The 17250-nt window shown below is 35.5% G+C and carries 15 protein-coding genes; 10 read left to right on the forward strand and 5 right to left on the reverse strand.

The features are described 5' to 3' along the window. Nucleotide 1 precedes the first annotated feature (1 nt). From ACTWP4_RS12775 to ACTWP4_RS12790, 4 genes are all read left to right on the forward strand, one after another. The gene (locus tag ACTWP4_RS12775) at nt 2–82 is read left to right on the forward strand and encodes an IS3 family transposase (RefSeq protein ID WP_443127340.1); all 81 of its coding nucleotides are present in this window, start codon (nt 2–4) and stop codon (nt 80–82) included. Between the two features lie 415 nt (nt 83–497). Further along, nucleotides 498–782, forward strand: coding sequence for a co-chaperone GroES (gene groES, locus ACTWP4_RS12780; RefSeq protein WP_443129161.1), 285 nt, complete (start codon nt 498–500; stop codon nt 780–782). A gap of 65 nt (nt 783–847) precedes the next feature. Next, entirely contained in the window at nt 848–2488 is a 1641-nt protein-coding gene (gene groL / locus ACTWP4_RS12785; protein ID WP_443129162.1) for a chaperonin GroEL, read from the forward strand. A gap of 357 nt (nt 2489–2845) precedes the next feature. After that, nucleotides 2846–3190, forward strand: a complete 345-nt coding sequence (locus ACTWP4_RS12790) for a hypothetical protein (protein ID WP_443129163.1) — start codon at nt 2846–2848, stop codon at nt 3188–3190. Nucleotides 3191–3314: 124 nt separating this feature from the next. Here ACTWP4_RS12790 and ACTWP4_RS12795 read toward each other — a convergent pair whose 3' ends face one another. From ACTWP4_RS12795 to ACTWP4_RS12810, 4 genes are all read right to left on the reverse strand, one after another. Further along, entirely contained in the window at nt 3315–4412 is a 1098-nt protein-coding gene (locus tag ACTWP4_RS12795) for a GerAB/ArcD/ProY family transporter (protein ID WP_443129164.1), read from the reverse strand. Continuing rightward, the gene (locus ACTWP4_RS12800; RefSeq protein WP_443129165.1) at nt 4412–5479 is read right to left on the reverse strand and encodes a Ger(x)C family spore germination protein; all 1068 of its coding nucleotides are present in this window, start codon (nt 5477–5479) and stop codon (nt 4412–4414) included. The genes ACTWP4_RS12795 and ACTWP4_RS12800 overlap by 1 nt, the downstream gene beginning before the upstream one ends. Before the next feature lie 29 nt (nt 5480–5508). Then, complete coding sequence (locus tag ACTWP4_RS12805) at nt 5509–7005, reverse strand: spore germination protein (protein WP_443129166.1); 1497 nt, start codon at nt 7003–7005, stop codon at nt 5509–5511. Nucleotides 7006–7984: 979 nt separating this feature from the next. Next, nucleotides 7985–9487, reverse strand: a complete 1503-nt coding sequence (locus ACTWP4_RS12810; protein ID WP_443129167.1) for a right-handed parallel beta-helix repeat-containing protein — start codon at nt 9485–9487, stop codon at nt 7985–7987. 508 nt (nt 9488–9995) lie between these two features. Between ACTWP4_RS12810 and ACTWP4_RS12815 the strand changes: the two genes are divergently transcribed. The 6 genes from ACTWP4_RS12815 to ACTWP4_RS12840 all read left to right on the forward strand — a co-directional run bounded on the left by ACTWP4_RS12815 (nt 9996) and on the right by ACTWP4_RS12840 (nt 15645). Then, nucleotides 9996–10841, forward strand: coding sequence for an AraC family transcriptional regulator (locus ACTWP4_RS12815; protein WP_443129168.1), 846 nt, complete (start codon nt 9996–9998; stop codon nt 10839–10841). Nucleotides 10842–11045: 204 nt separating this feature from the next. Then, nucleotides 11046–11825 (forward strand): sugar phosphate isomerase/epimerase family protein, encoded by a 780-nt coding sequence (locus ACTWP4_RS12820; protein ID WP_443129169.1) that lies wholly within the window; start codon nt 11046–11048, stop codon nt 11823–11825. A 186-nt stretch (nt 11826–12011) separates the two neighbouring features. Next, complete coding sequence (locus tag ACTWP4_RS12825) at nt 12012–13052, forward strand: DUF3231 family protein (RefSeq protein ID WP_443129170.1); 1041 nt, start codon at nt 12012–12014, stop codon at nt 13050–13052. Nucleotides 13053–13065: 13 nt separating this feature from the next. Continuing rightward, complete coding sequence (locus ACTWP4_RS12830) at nt 13066–13533, forward strand: hypothetical protein (RefSeq protein WP_443129171.1); 468 nt, start codon at nt 13066–13068, stop codon at nt 13531–13533. 143 nt (nt 13534–13676) lie between these two features. After that, nucleotides 13677–14510: a hypothetical protein gene (locus tag ACTWP4_RS12835; protein WP_443129172.1), complete on the forward strand. Its 834-nt coding sequence runs from the start codon at nt 13677–13679 to the stop codon at nt 14508–14510. Between the two features lie 115 nt (nt 14511–14625). Beyond that, entirely contained in the window at nt 14626–15645 is a 1020-nt protein-coding gene (locus ACTWP4_RS12840) for an NADP-dependent oxidoreductase (protein WP_443129173.1), read from the forward strand. A gap of 234 nt (nt 15646–15879) precedes the next feature. Here the strand turns inward: ACTWP4_RS12840 and ACTWP4_RS12845 are convergent, their stop codons facing one another. Next, the gene (locus ACTWP4_RS12845; protein ID WP_443129174.1) at nt 15880–17226 is read right to left on the reverse strand and encodes a GntP family permease; all 1347 of its coding nucleotides are present in this window, start codon (nt 17224–17226) and stop codon (nt 15880–15882) included. Between the last annotated feature and the right edge of the window lie 24 nt (nt 17227–17250).

A 17250-nucleotide genomic window follows, 5' to 3' on the forward strand; every position in this document is an offset into this window, starting at 1 on the left:
CATCCATTTCTATAATGTGGAGCGATACCAGAAAAGATTAAACGGCCTCAGTCCTATGGAGTGTAGGAATAAGGCCGCATAAATCCTTTTTATTATTTCCACTGTCTACTTGACAGGGGGCAGTTCATTTACCGTTTGTGTTTTTTCTATACATTTGCCCCAAATACATTCGTTTTATTGCATGATTTTGCATTGCCAACATATTTATAAAAGTGACCTAAACACTGTTATATCAATATTTAAATGAATAATTTTATTCTTGAAACAAAATAAAAGTAGTACGTATTTTAACATAAATTTAGAATAAAATTGAAATACTTCGTCTACACATAGAAGTATGTGAGTATTTTGCCATGAATTTTTTAAAAAAACAGCATTAAAATACTTGCAAAAAAAAATAGATTTCATTATTATAATAATTGTGTTAGCACTCTTCTTGAACGAGTGCTAATAATCAACAAAATAATGAATGAGAAATCAAGGAGGTAACAGAAAAGATGCTTAAACCATTAGGTGATCGTGTCGTTATTGAGCTTGTAGAACAAGAGGAAAAAACAGCGAGTGGAATTGTTCTTCCAGATTCTGCGAAGGAAAAACCACAAGAAGGTAAGGTTGTAGCTGTTGGTTCTGGTCGTGTAACAGACAATGGTGAGAAAGTAGCGCTAGAAGTTGAAGAAGGTAACACTATTATTTTCTCTAAATTTGCTGGTACAGAAGTAAAATTTGAAGGTAAAGAATACTTAATTCTTCGTGAAAGTGATATTTTAGCGATTGTAGGCTAAGTTTAACGAAGAGCATTATCGATAAATAACATAACTTTTTTCAAAATTTAAGGAGGTTTTTTACTATGGCTAAAGAGTTAAAATTTAGTGAAGACGCACGTCGCGCAATGCTTCGCGGGGTTGATACACTTGCAAATGCAGTAAAAGTAACATTAGGGCCAAAAGGTCGTAACGTTGTATTAGATAAAAAATACGGTTCACCACTTATCACTAATGATGGTGTAACTATTGCAAAAGAAATTGAATTAGAAGATAAATTTGAAAACATGGGTGCACAGCTAGTATCAGAGGTTGCATCTCAAACAAATGATGTAGCTGGTGATGGTACAACAACTGCAACAGTATTAGCACAAGCAATGATTCAAGAAGGTCTAAAAAACGTTGCATCTGGTGCTAACCCAGTAGGTGTACGTCGAGGAATTGAAAATGCTGTTGAGATTGCAACTGAAGAGCTTCGAAAAGTCTCTAAGCCTATTGAAAGTAAAGAATCTATTGCACAAGTTGCATCTATATCTTCTGGTGATAACGAGGTAGGACAATTAATCGCAGAAGCAATGGAACGTGTTGGTAACGACGGTGTTATCACAATCGAAGAATCTAAAGGATTCAACACAGAATTAGAAGTTGTAGAAGGTATGCAGTTTGATCGTGGATATGCTTCTCCATACATGGTTACTGACCAAGATAAAATGGAAGCAGTGCTTGAAGATCCGTACATTTTAATTACTGATAAAAAAATCAACAATATTCAAGAAGTATTACCAGTATTAGAGCAAGTAGTACAACAAGGTAAACCGCTTCTTTTAATCGCTGAAGATGTTGAAGGTGAAGCACTTGCTACATTAGTATTAAACAAACTTCGCGGTACATTTAATGCAGTAACAGTTAAAGCACCAGGATTTGGTGATCGTCGTAAAGCAATGCTTGAAGATATTGCTGTATTAACTGGTGCTGAAGTAGTTACAGAAGATCTTGGTTTAGAACTGAAAAATACAACTATTGAGCAATTAGGTCGCGCTTCTAAAGTTGTGGTTACAAAAGAAAATACTACAATTGTTGAAGGTTCTGGTGACCCTGAACAAATCTCTTCTCGTGTTACACAAATCCGTGCACAAGTGGAAGAAACTACTTCTGAATTTGACAAAGAAAAATTACAAGAGCGCCTTGCAAAACTTGCTGGTGGTGTAGCAGTAGTTAAAGTTGGTGCTGCAACAGAAACAGAACTAAAAGAACGTAAGCTACGTATTGAGGATGCATTGAACTCAACTCGTGCAGCAGTTCAAGAAGGTATCGTTTCTGGTGGTGGTACTGCACTACTTAACGTTTACAAACAAGTGGCTGAGCTTAACCTAGAAGGTGACGAAGCAACTGGTGTTAACATCGTTCTACGTGCACTTGAAGAGCCAGTTCGTCAAATCGCTGCAAACGCAGGACTTGAAGGATCAATTATTGTAGAACGCCTAAAAGGTGAAAAAGTAGGTATTGGTTTCAACGCAGCAACTGGCGAATGGGTAAACATGATCGATGCTGGTATCGTAGACCCAACAAAAGTTACGCGTTCTGCACTTCAAAACGCAGCATCTGTAGCGGCTATGTTCTTAACTACTGAAGCTGTTGTAGCTGACCTTCCTGAAGAAGATGGTGGCGGTGCCCCTGATATGAGTGGAATGGGTGGCGGAATGCCAGGTATGGGCGGCATGATGTGATAGCGCCCAAAACCCTTTCAACATAGGATTTTAAAACAACTTGACTGGATTTTGACTGGTTTTAAAAATCGTTCACTAATTTTACAAGCCTCTCAAGAGTATATAAACTCTTGAGAGGCTTTTCTTTTAATGGGTAGCAGTCATTCATTTGCCATCTCCCCCAATAACTTTTTGGAATAGTAGTTATAAGTGACAGGACGATTATCTCAAAACTGAGTTTTCAAGTATAGGGCAGGATAATTGAAGACTTGGTTTCGAGATATTAGAGTAAGCTGATGGCTAAATTAAAAGTTGAGCTTATGGTGATTTTTTGAAATAACTGGTACTAGTTGGGGATTGAATGAACAGGGGATGTATATGAGAAGATTAAAATTTTATTTAGTTTTTACGATTTTTATATTTTTAATAGGATGTACGGATCAAAAGTCTTTTGAAGAACAATTCAAAGAGATAATGAATGATAAAAATAGCACTTATAAACTGTTTCACTACGAATTGAATGTTCTTGAAAAAGGTGATGCTTTTGCTTTCTTTAAGGGAGAGGGGAAGGTATGGACCTCTTACTTTGAAAAGATAGACTGTAAATTAATACATAGGTCAGGCCATGGATTAAAATTGAAACTAAACTTAAGCTTGAATTCAACAGAATATTATTGTTTGGCCATATACAAAACTCCCCAGGTAACCAGATATTATATTTGATCTATCTACCTTTAGGCAGTGTTCAGTTTTTTACCAGACAGTCGAAAAGTAAACATAGAAAAACTTTTAAATTACTTAAACACCAGATTCTTCAAAGCAGATATTTTCTAGGTTTTCATTGAACTTAATACTCAGAGCTTTTGAATTTGCTTTTACGTATGGAAAAAATGATAAATAAAAGTGGTATGTAGCTATATATGAAATAGAAACCTATCTCTGAGGCGAAATTCCTTAGTGCATCTACTTTCAAACGGTCATCAATCAAGATGCTACAAAAGAAAATGAATAGCATAATCGTATATAATGATTTCCTTGGTTTTATTTTCGTTATTTTCTTTAAGATCCTCGTACAACACCAGATTGGAATACAGACGGTTGGAAGTATAACCAAAAGCCAAGTAAAGATAAAAATAAATTCAATTCGCATGATAAAAGGAATTTCAACACTCTTAATCATGGCTAATGTCGGCCATAATGTATGCTTAAGTTGACCTTGGCTAAAATAAACGAAGGTTATTAATGTAGCTAATAGATATACGAAAGTTGTAAATGCTAATGCTCCATGTGCCCATTTTACAGATTTAGAAGGGCGCTTAATAAACGGGAAGTAAATTAACAAGGACTCAAACCCAATAAATATAAGGGAAGATGCTTTAGAGGATTGAGCTATTTCCAGAATTGAATGGTTAAAAACCGGCATTAGGTTTCTAAAATTAGCATATTGTAAAGGAAAATATAACGTTAACAGAAGAATAGAAGGTAGAACCACTCCTAGGAAGCTTATTCCCGTCAATGTTCGGAATCCTCCGGTAATGATATAAATGATTAGACATGCTAACCCTAGGCTAAGCTCCCAAGTTTTGATCATTGGGAATACCCATACCTGTAAAGCTTCTATATAAGTACGAAAAACGGTAAGAGCCAAAAGTAAAAAGTATCCAATTACAATAACCGATAAAAAATTCCCGATTTTTTCACCAAACGAAATTTGGTGGATTTTTAACAAGTCTTTGGTAGGGTTACTAACCATTTTTAGTATCATCCATAATATAATATGAAGGCTTAGACCAGTGATAATAATTGAGATCCATGAATCATGTCCAGCATTTTCAATAATCGTATTCTGAAAGTTCAGAAGACCAATTCCTGTTTGAGAGGAATGAATCAAAAAGAAAACAAAAAAAGTAGAAACTAAATAGTTTTCTTTATTATTTTGCTCCACTATCCATTCACTCCCGTCGAGAGAAAGTTTATCTTCGTTTCAATTTCAAATTCTAAATTTGGGTATTGATCATTAAAGCTATCTTGCGTCCAATCCCGTTTTTCACTTCTAACTAAATCTCCAAATCCCACAGGATCTACTTGTTCCTCTTTAAACTCTTCCAATAATTTTTCAATTTTTGTGCTTAATTCTTTTTCGATCTTTTTAGATAATTTATCTTGATCTTTCTTTTTAGAAAGATCAAGAGACCTTGGGTAATCTTTAATATCTGCAAACAATTCAAGTTTAATTTTCACCTGTGGCTTTTGATGAGTATTTTTAATGGAGACTTTTCGTTTTCCATACATAATTTTTAGAAAGATTTTCTCTTTCTGTTCGCTGATGAATTCATAAGTACCACTAATATTTTTGTCTTTAATGATCTTAAAGAGGAACGCTTCCCTATCCTGAAGGAGCATCATCAATTTGTCACCCTTAAAAATTCCTAAACCATCAACCATTATCTTCTCAGATTCATAAATGGTTAAGACCGGCAAGTAAACATCTTGCCCAGCACCATAGTATTGATTTAATACTGTATGAATGTTCGTCTTCGGCGTATTCCCGTATGTTATATTTTGTTCAATTACCTTAGAGAGATAAAATGGTGGTTTTCTTATAGTAAGATTAAGGACTTCAGCAGCATCCTGCTTTGATATTGCCATTTTTGCATTGCTTTCTATGATTGGATCTCTGACAAGCGTACCAATCAAATCTTTAATGCCTTCTTTTGCAAAAGGTTCTCCCATTAATATTGTTCTTGTTTTTCCAATTGCAACGGGTTGTTCTACTTGTTGCGTAAACGTCGTAAATATTCCATTTACAGTTTCGGATTCTGCTGTAAGAAGCTTTACTTGTGCCCCTGCTGGTACATCATGATAAACATGGAAAGAGGCGCTCCCTTTTATTTTATCATCTTCAAGATCATAGCCTAATGATTCTATTATTTTTAAATCCTCGACTATTTTATTCCTAGAGCATCCTACTATTAACAACAGGACACATACGATTTTTAAAAATTTCATCATGGCCCACAACCTCTTGAAAAAGAAATAAGTTATTCGTTATTATAGTCATCCTCGATGTCTTTATGCTTTTTGACATTGTACCTATGCAACTTTAGAGGTCTAAAGAAAGTAAACCGTTTAGTCGTGACGCTTAAAGAAGACCGAATAAAACTATCGTTTAAATCTCTGTACCTGAATGGGTATAGAGGTGCCAAATAGGGTGTGCCAAGAGATTTTAACCTGATTAGATGGCACAGGATAAAGGTAAGACCCAGGGTTACCCCAAAACCTCCCCAAATTGCAGCTAAGAAAAGAAGTGGGAATCTTAATATCCGAATGGTATTAGACATCTTGAAAATAGGAGTAGTAAAAGAAGCAAGTGCCGAAAGAGCTACGATGATTAATAAAATGTTACTTGTAAGTGCAGCTTGAACAGCAGCTTGCCCAATTACAATACCTCCAACAATTCCCAGAGTTTGGCCTACTTTTGTCGGAAGTCTGGCTCCTGCTTCTCTCAAGAGATCTATTGTAATTTCTAAAAATAAAGCTTCCAGTAAAGGAGGAAACGGGACATTTGCCCTTGACATGATTAACGGAGTTAACAGATCTTCCGGAATGATTGCATAATGGTGTGTTAATACTGCGACATATATAGGTGATGCCAAAATTGAAAAAAGGACACCTATAAATCGTATTAATCGAAAGAAAGACCCTACTGACCACGGTGAGTAATAATCCTCTGGTGATATAAAAAAGTTAAATATACTAGTAGGTCCTGCGAAAATATAAGCTGAACCGTCACTAATAACGATTACTTGTCCAAGTAAAAGCATATAGGTTGTACGATCCAAACGTTCTGTAGACATGAATAGCGGAAAAGGTGTAGTTGCGTTATCAGAAATAATCTGATCTAGAACTGAACTATCGAATATAACATCCATATCTAAATCCTCAAGACGTTGTTTCATGGTTTGAATGTGCTTTGGATTTGCAATTCCATCAATATATCCAATCATAACCCGAGTGTTTGAAAGAGACCCTTTAGTAATTTCTTTGAAAACAAGATCATCGGATGAAATATTCCTTCTTAATAGGCTGATGTTTGTATCAAGATCTTCGACAAACCCCACATTTGGTCCAATGACACTATATTCATTTTCAGCATTATTAAAATCTCTATTACCCTTCGTTCCATTCGAAAGATTAACCAAAATACCTTTCTCAGGAGTTTTCGTTAAATGAATGAATATGTAGCCTTTCGTAAGTTTGTTTATGAATACTTTAGCATCGGAAGTGATTTCTCGATCTTCTATAGGTATGGCATTCATTACATCCGTAAGTTCTGTAAATACCTCCTCTGCAGATTGAATATATGGAAGGAGATGATGATGAATTTTTTTTTCATCAATAAGGCTCTTATAATAGGAAAAATATATGGGTGACTCATTGACGCTTTTAGTGGAAAATTGGTAAAAATCATCAGATTTAGAAACCTTTTTAAACAAATCATGTATCGAATTGTTTTTTTGTTTTATGAAATTCCGCAAGGAACCATCACCTCCTCATATGAAAACAATCAAGTATTATTCTTGGCTAGTTTAGGCAATTTCTGATGTTTTTATGTATTTGTGTTCGATGAATACTCATGCTGATTTGGACACAAGAAAAAGGGATTAAAAACAGAGTGAAAAACGTCACATATTCAATAAAATACAATCGTTTGGCGAATGGGCATTTTGTAAAATCAGTCTCGCATGAGGACTTTTACATTAACACTTACCTATTTGTTAGTTAATATTTGGATATGTAAAAACAGAAAAGATCAAATCATAGGTTTAGCAATAAAAGTACAACAAAAAGGGTATGTAGGGTTCAGCTATGATGACATATCTAAACAACTAGGCGTAACCAAGGCAAATATTCATTGAGGAGTAGTAAGAATAATGGTAAATCAAAGGAAATATTGCTGAAGGTGGGGGATAAGTTTTATTAGGCGGTAATTATACAACATCTTTAAAATGTGAATTTTATTGTCCGTTATTTGTGAAGATTTCCATTTAGATAATTATACACTTGATGGCTCGAGAACAAAAAGAAATCAAAACCATCCTGTGTGCGTTTAGGCAGGGAAACTGTAATAAACAAGGGTGAAAAATCAGAGGTTTTCCATAAGTTCTAGGACTTGTGGGAAACTCTTTTTTTTTTAGTAACGCTCTGTCCCATTTACGAGAAACCCTTTGTTTGACTCCCTTACCAGTTGTAATTCAAATCTATCAAATAGGTATTCACCGAGCTGTTTATCAATGGTTACGGAAAAGCAAGTTGTCTTGGACAGAGTAAATGGTTGGTTTTCTATTGAAAGGGAAGAAGCCCCATCACCTGTTAAATAAGGCGCTATTCCTTAACCAGGTATGCGCTCTTTTTTTTAATAGTTAGAACTTCCTGGTGTAACTCCATTCATAAAAATGTCCAGGATTAAAAAATGAGAAGCCCCACATTGGCTGTGGTGCTTCTCAGCATATTTCCTTACTCATTCATTAACGCTTGCGCTTCTAGCACAAGAACACGTGCTATACCCTTATCTATATGATCTCCAGATTGATCCTCTACTTGTTTAATAAAAGGAGTTAGATTATGTTTATCTAACTTCTCTTGGAGACTATTTGCGATTCCATGATTATCTATCATTCCGTATTGGGTAAATACTGTCACTAGTCTTTGTAAGGCAGAAACCGGGTCTTTTTGGTAAGCAAGATAGCCTAAATCGTGTTCATAAAGAGGACTGGTATTTACAGGTTGCATAAATGTAACATCAGGTAAGCTACCGTCTGGTTTTCTAGGTGCAGTTAATTGGGTAATGTCAAGACTATTAAAATCTTCAGATGTGATTTCAAGACCACCATCTATGGTCCAAGAGTTATTCGTTTCATTTTCTGGCGGAGTATTATTATTTGATGTTAGTGGACCCTCATAAGCAATGTTATGGTGTAAAACTTCCCGGTAACCAGGGATGTCTTCTTTACTCGTTGGACTAACACGCTCTAGCATATTGAAGTTAGCACCATATCCAGGATTATAAGCAGTGTTATTAATCCAGTAAGCTGATTGCCCTGGCTGATGATTAGCATAAAAGTTATTACCACCGTTATTCGCAGCTAAATTGTATTGAACGGTATGAACTGGAACAGGATCCGGAATTCCGGTTGTTCTATAACTATATCCACCGACTTTAAAACCATTTTTATCGCCTCTGCCATCCTGGTTACCCCTATGATTAAAAGACCAGTTTTTATGATGAATTACCGATCCTTCTGAACTGATACTATCAAATCCATCATCACTATTATTCCATGCACGGTTGTTAATGAATACTACTTCTTCTCCATGAGCACCAAAACCATCTATATTACCAGCTGATCTATCAGTTGGTCCAATGTTGTTATAAGCATCGGAATTATAAACAATACCTGACGCAGGGTCACCAGCATAATAAAAACCACTTGCTTCATTATCATGTACAATCATATTCCAAAAGTTTGCTTGTCCATGTAATCTAAAAGCTTCGGATTGTTTTTGATCACCAACTTTAATACCTGTTACATTAAATCCTTCGAAATTGACGTCGGTAACTTCTTTGCCTACATAAAAAGCTGCTACTCGTTGATCAGTTGGCACATTACTGAAATCAAAAACAGGCCTTTCGTCTCCAGGATAAGCCTTATAGGTAATCCCGCTCTTATGAATATCATGCACATAATGATAAACTTCTTCGTGTTGATTATCTGTTTCCGGTATTTCAAATTCATCATAAATTCCTCCACGAATATATACTGTATCCCCAGAGGACGCCGCTGATTGTGCTTTCATTATGCTTTTAAATGGTTCGTTTTTCGTTCCTGGATTGCTGTCACTACCCGTTGGAGAAATGTAATAGCTTGTATTAACGTCATCTGCATAAACTGTACCGGTCATAAGTAATATTGCAAACATAAAACCAATCACAAACAAACTTCCTATTTTTTTCATCATATATTTCTCCTCCTCTTCATTTGATTGACCCTAGCTGACCTGCTTTTGCTTTAAACGTTTCATAGATTCCGTATCTCCTTGAACAAAGGGATAGGCTACAACAGGTTACGGATAAAGTCACCTCCTTTAAAGCATAGCTAAAAATCATATATTCTAGGTCAACTCAGATCTGTAACCATTGTCCTGATGGATTCGATGTACGCACACCACAAAAGGAAATATGCAAATCCAGCAAAATGTTAGCGGTTACATTAAGTTTATTATAATTCAAAGATTCCGTTAATTCATGACCTGAGAATATTTAGTTTTCTTCCAAAATTATCTGAGGGTCTTTGAAAAACCATTTTTTATTAAGTAATAGTTCTAAGGTCGTTCCCTACAGATATGAAGAGTTAAGGATACTACTAAAACGTGTATTATTATCCGGAATATTGTAAAATTTAGTGAGGATACATATGTAAAAAGGATTTTTGGGTATATTTACATCCATCAGAAAGGAATGGGGCATTTGAATAAACCTTTGCGAATAGGATATCGTACAAGTGGAAGTGGTGAGTTTGATTACCATTCACATCCAGAACATTATGAAATTTACTTTTTTCATTCAGGATCTTGTCGATATTTAATACATAACCAGATTTTTGATTTGGAACCAGGTGATTTATTGCTTATGGATGGAATGACACTTCATAAGCCTAATGTAAATCCAAATAAAGAGTATATTCGAAGTGTCATTCATTTTTCTCCTCAATGGATTAAAGGTGTTCTTTTAGAAATTGACAGTATGTATTTATTAGATATTTTTAAAAAACTGCATCATTGCTTAATTCGTACGAAGGAAAACGATGAATCAAAATACTTAGAGGGAGTAATCCAACGGCTTGTGAAGATGGAACGAGCAGCAAAACAGAACGATGCTATCCATGAATCAGAACTGAAAGTATTGCTAATTCAAGTATTAATTAGTGTTTATCATCTCGGTCAGTTTAATTCTATTACACTATCAGATCGGAAAAGTGATAAGTTTGAACATTCAGAAAAAATCGCTGAATATATTCAAGTTAACTACATGAATAAGTTATCTTTAAATGGAATAGCAAAAGCACTTAACTTAAGTAAGTCTTATGTTTCTCATGTGTTTAAAGAAATGACAGGTTATACTGTAATGGAATATGTGATGGGATGCCGTCTGACACAAGTGAAATATTTATTAGAAATGGAACCTCATAAACCTTTGAAAGATATCGCATATGAGTGCGGATTTGAAAGCGTTTCACATTTTAGTCGTTTTTTTCGTGAAAAAGTCGGAGTAACTGCAAATCACTATCGTCATATTCGGTTAAATAATAAATAATAAAAGATTATTCAATTGACTTTGAGAGGTATCATAGCATTCTACTCTACTAAAATGCACACTCAGATAATTTTCCTAATAATCTAAGTAACGTCATGCAATGATTTTTATCCAAAATCCTAATATAATGTAACTACTAAAAGCGATTACCTATAGGTGATTTCACTGTTTTCTTTGTGTTGATTGAAAAAGGAGATGATTTAAATGGAACAAAAATTTGCCGCACAGTTATATACAGTGCGTGAGGAATTAAAAAAAGAGGGAATTCGTCCGGTATTTAAAAAGTTGAAAGAGATGGGCTGGGCAGGTGTACAAATCTCAGCATTGCCAGAAGGTTATGATCCTAAAGAGGTAGCACTTGCATTGGAAGAAAATAAGTTAAAAGCTGTAGGGATGCACACTCCTCTGAAACGTTTGCAACACGATCTGGATAATGTATTAAAAGAAGTGGATTTATATGGGACTAAAGATATTATCTGTCCGTTTCTATCGGATGAATTACGAAATGAATCTGGCTATCGTGAAGTTAAAGAAACTTTAAATCGAGTTGCCAAGCAAGCACCAGATTATCGGATTAGTTATCATAACCATGCATTCGAGTTTGATCAAGAGATTGATGGGCAGGATGCATTAAGTTATATACTTAACCCCCTTAATGGAAATAAAATTTTGGCTGAAATAGATGTCTATTGGGTGAAAAAGAGCGGGCATGACCCTGTTGACTTTATATACCCATACGCAAATCGTATGCCAATTATTCACTTGAAAGATATGACAAATGATGAACGTGAGACATTTGCTGAAGTTGGAGAAGGGGTGATTGACTTTATCCCAATCCTACAATGGGGAGAAGCAAACGGTATCGAATGGTATGCGGTGGAACAGGATGTTTGTGAACGTCCTCCACTAGAATGCTTACAGACTAGTTTAACTAATTTAAAGAACCTGTCGAAGCAAGTTAATGATAATAATAGTAAAAATTAAGAAATTTATGAATAACAAAAGGTGAACCAATTGATGGTTCACCTTTTTAATGGAAATTACATATATCTTTCTTATTATTAAGTTTAATAATTTTTTTAATATACACAAATACTACCTTCTAGAGAATTGTTTAGGAGGATATTACTGATGGAAAAAGATACATCATCTTATGAAGAAAAAGAAATAATGGAACAAAATAAAGAACATCAGCAAAACCAAAAGTTAATTTCATCGGAATTAGGCGATCTATTTTCAAATTATTTGGGGGATTCTTTATTTGCTTGTGTCTTTGAACATCATCTTCAAGTGGTTAAAGATGATGAAGTTAAGGAGTATCTTGAATTTGCTTTAGACACCTCGAGAAAGCACCTAAACATGATGAAAGAGATTTTTACAAAAGAAAATATTCCAGTTCCTGTTGGGTTTGGAGAACAAGATGTTAGAAAAGATGCCCCCAGACTTTTTAGTGATATTTTTATGGTTTTTTATGTGGTAGAAATGTCTAGAGCAGCTCTGATGACTTATGGGAGTGCACTTTGGAGTTCACATAGGCAAGATATTATGGATTATTTTAAAATGTGTTTAGATGATACGGTGATTACATTTGAAAAAGGATATCATTTATTGCTTTCTAAAGGGGTTAGTATTTCAGCTCCTATTGTCCCTTATCCTAAAAAAGTGGATTTTGTTGAAAAAGAATCATTTATTTCATTGATAGCAGGAAAAAAGCGTCCCTTATTAGCGCTAGAAATAAAGCATTTACAAGTGAATATCAATACTAACATACTTGGTAAAGCATTAATGCTAGGATTTAGCCAAGTTGCATCCTCTGATAAATTGCGCAAATATTTTAAGCAAGGGGCACAGGTAGCAGATAGGCAAATTAAACAATTAGGGAATTTTCTTATTAGTGATGATTTGCCAGTTCCATCTTCAATGGATGCCCACCTTACGGATTCTACAACGCCACCTTTTTCTGATAAGTTAATGATGTATCATACAAGCCTTGCAAATGGGATTGGTATTTTGAACTATGGTGAAGCTGTTTCTAAAATTATGCGTCATGATTTACATGGTGAGTTTGCTATTCTCACAGCAGATATAGCAAAGTTTGCAAATGAAGGACTGAATCTTACGATTGGGAATGGTTGGCTAGAGGAGCTTCCGACAGCTGCGGACCGAAACAAGCTTTCAAAAAATTCATCTGGAAGTAAGTCAGAGGAATGACAGGTCAAATGCTATGAGAAGGCCAAAAAAACATGAGGCTTTATTGTGGAGCATAGCATTACCTGGATTCGGTCAGTTTCTAAACGGAAAGATGATAAAAGGGATTGTATTTCTTTTTCTAGAGTTTCTGGTAAATATTCAAAGTAATTTTAATTTGGCGATTATCTATTCCTTTACAGGAGAAATAAATAGAGCCATTGAGATAACTAACTATCAATGGCTTATGTTTTATCCTTGTTTATATATGTTTGCAATGTGGGATGCCTACCGTGATGCAGAAGGTGAAACAACTTCAATTTCTTACATTCCTTTTGTATTCGGGGCTTTTTCCCTAACGGTTGGTTTAATTTATTCAGCGAAGTTAAGACTTTTTGGCTTGTTAATTGGCTCCGTTTTTTTACCTATGGCCTTTTTAGTTCCTGGTTTAGTGGTAGGGTTTATAATTCACAAGGTTATTTTAACAATAACTAAACCTAAATGATACAGAAACAAATTATGTGTCACTTTCATGTTAACCTACTTTAGTTCTTGTAATAATAGGTACTTTATCAATTTAGCAAAATGGTTTTGCGTATACTATAGAGGAGCTGTTGGATATCATAATAAAAAAAGGGAGTCTGACAAATGCCTAACTATGTCCCTTATTTGATCCTTACTATTGTAAGCATAACAATTCTGACTATAATAATGGTTCATAAACGTCAATTTGGTTTAACTGTATTATTTCTATGTTTTTCTGGGATCGTATATATAGCAGAACTTTTTGTCATGATTATCGGAAACAGCTACTTTTATAGTCCTGAAGTGCTTTCCGTTCAATACTACGATAACGTATTAGGGGCAATTGTCTCCAATTTATTTGTCATTCCAACCTTAGGTGTAGTAGCTGCGGTGTACCAGCTTAGGTTACGTTGGTTCATACTATTTGCAGTAACATTGGTAGGTGTAGAATGGTTATTTGAGTGGTTAGATATTTATCATGCAAACTGGTGGAGGAAGGAATACACGTTTATTGGCACATTGTTTTTCTTTTCATTAGCTAAATTCTGGATGCGAGCTCTTCAGTTAGGTACTAAATGGTCACGTTTTCTATCGTTGTGGATGCAAGGATGGTGTGGTGCGGCTACCATAATGTACATAATGTCTGTTGCTTCAATTCGCCTTTATCAATTTGGTTTTTTTGAAAATGTTTATCGTGATGGCATTTTTATATCAGCGATCATGGGCTTGATAAAAGGTCTACTATTTGCTGTAGCGGTTATACTCTTTCGAAAGCTTCGCTGGCGGTTACTTGCTCCTATTTTGGTTTACGGGATTGATTTGCCATTGTATTATTTTGGTGTACTCGTAGTTGAAATACCATTTTGGATATATACAATGGTTTATCTCATGCTGGCAACTTTTTTACTCTGGTGGGCCCAGTATGCCTATTCTTTTATTTCTAAAATTGCAAGGTGATACTTAATAAGCAGAGGTAGTCACTTGAAATGTTTGCCTGAAGCATTTAACTTTCTTTCATCCCTAATTTTTGTTACTTTAGCTAAACATAGAAAGTTGAATGGGAGAGATAGAGATGAATAATAAAAAAGAACAAATTATTTTAGCAGAACGACCAACTGGTAAACCTGATATAAATACATTTAAATTGGTAGAAACAGAAAGTAAGCAACCGGAAAATGGCGAAGTTTTGATTCGAACATTTTACGTATCCGTGGATCCCTATATGCGTGGGCGAATGATTGATGCTCCTTCATATGTAGCACCTTTTGAGTTGAATGCAGTTATTGAAGGTGGGGCAATTGGAGAGGTCGTTGAATCCAAGTCAGATCAATTCCAACCCGGTGATGTAGTAATGGGTGGATACGGCTGGCAGACATATTATACTGCAAAAGAAAGTGAAATTAGAAAGATTGATAAGGATATAGCACCTATAACCACTCACTTAGGTATCTTAGGCATGACTGGCTTAACAGCATACTTTGGACTACTTGAGATTGGAAAACCGAAAGAAGGGGAAACGGTTGTTATCTCGGGTGCTGCAGGAGCAGTAGGATCAGTTGTAGGCCAAATTGCCAAAATTAAAGGAGCACATGTTGTAGGAATTGCAGGTTCAGATGAGAAAATTCAATATTTAAAAGAAGAATTACATTTTGATGAGGCAATTAATTATAAGACAACTTCAAATCTTGAGAATGATTTAGCGAAAGCTTGTCCAAACGGTGTAGATGTTTACTTTGATAATGTCGGTGGGGAGATATCTGACGCAGTGCATACGCATTTAAACAAATTCGCACGTATGCCAATTTGTGGCGCCATATCAAGTTATAACTTGGAAGGTGAAGATATTGGACCGCGAGTACAAACAACACTTATTAAGAAAAGTGCCTTAATGCAAGGATTCACAATAGGTGATTTCGCAGACCGCTTCCCTGAAGGGGCAAGAGCACTTGCAGAGTGGTTACAAGAAGACAAATTAAAATATCAAGAAACGATCAAAGAAGGCTTTGAAAATATACCAGATGCATTTCTTGATCTATTTAAAGGAAATAATATTGGCAAACTATTAGTAAAAGTAGCCGAACTATCGCAATAAAAGCCTGCTTTATACTAGTTTATAATTCACCATGTAAAGTGAGAAATGGGCACTGCCTTCTAAAATGGCAGTGCCCATTTATAAATTTATCACGGTGCTAATCGTCCGTAAAACCACACTTAAAGGTTCGGGTAAATCAAAGAAGCTATGTGGGGGATAACGGACGCTAACACTCTGATAAGTTTCGCTAACCCATCAGTGGGGGTCAAAAACCCCCACTGATGTAGTCTCACTTTATGAAATAAAGATTCCTAAAATAAGTGCGACGGATAAACCGACAAGACCTATTAATGTTTCCATAACTGTCCATGATTTCAATGTATCCTTTACATCTAAACCAAAGTAGCGACCAACTAGCCAGAAACCAGAATCATTGACATGTGATAACACTGTAGCACCTGATGCAACTGCGATAACAATTAACCCTAAAACGGGGCCTTCAAGATTTAAGATTTCAATTAAAGGAGCGACAAGTCCTGCTGCAGTTACCATGGACACAGTTGCAGAACCTTGTGCAACACGTACGGCAGCCGCAATCAAAAATGCAAGTAAAATAGGTGGTAGGTTGGAGCCAGCCATCATGTTACCAATCACATCACCTACACCAGATTGAATTAAGACTTCTTTAAATACACCACCTGCACCAGTTACTAATATAATAATTCCTGCAGGTTCCAATCCTTTCGTTGCAATATCTTGTACTTCTTGACGAGAAAGACCGCGTTTAGTTCCTAAGAAAACAAAGGTTAAGATCGTTGCAATCGTTAATGCAACAAAAGGGTGTCCTAAGAAAGTGAATATGTCACGAGCTATATTTCCTTCCTCTAAAAAGAAGTCCGAAAATGTATTACATAAAATTAATACTAACGGTGTTAAAATAATGGAAGCAATTAATGAAAAGCTAGGCAATTCACGATCATCATATTCTACTTCTTCCATATTCATGTATTCTGGTACGACAACATGTAGCCGTTTTGAAATATAACGAGCGAATAGTGGACCAGCAATAATCATCGAAGGTATACCAGCAAGTGCACCAAACAAAATAACCCATCCTAAGTCTGCTCCTACTAAATCAGCAACCGCTATTGGTCCGGGAGTCGGAGGAATAAAACTGTGTGTAACAGCTAAACCAGCAAGTAAAGGAATACCATAATACAATAATGATTTCCCTGTTTTCTTTGCTAAACCGTATACAATTGGTACAAGAATGATAAATCCAACATCAAAAAAGACCGGAATCGCTACAAGAAATCCTGTAATACCTAATGACCATTGCGCTTTATCTTCTCCAAGCTTATTGATCATGGTACGTGCTAAACGATCAGCACCACCAGATACTTCAAGCATTTGGCCAAACATCGCACCTAGACCAACAACGACAGCGACAAAGCCTAATGTTCCTCCCATACCTTGTTCCATTGTGTCGATTACGTCACCAAGAGGCATTCCTGCCAATATTCCAACAATTAAGCTGACTACTAGTAAGGCGACGAATGCGTGTAATTTTGTTCGAATAACTAAAAATAATAATAGAAAAATTCCTGCTAAAGCAATAAGTATTAACATTTGATCTGACATGTTGTTTCCATCCTTTGTTGAAAA

This window comes from Gracilibacillus sp. D59 (assembly GCF_052246695.1).
Lineage (GTDB): Bacteria > Bacillota > Bacilli > Bacillales > Amphibacillaceae > Gracilibacillus.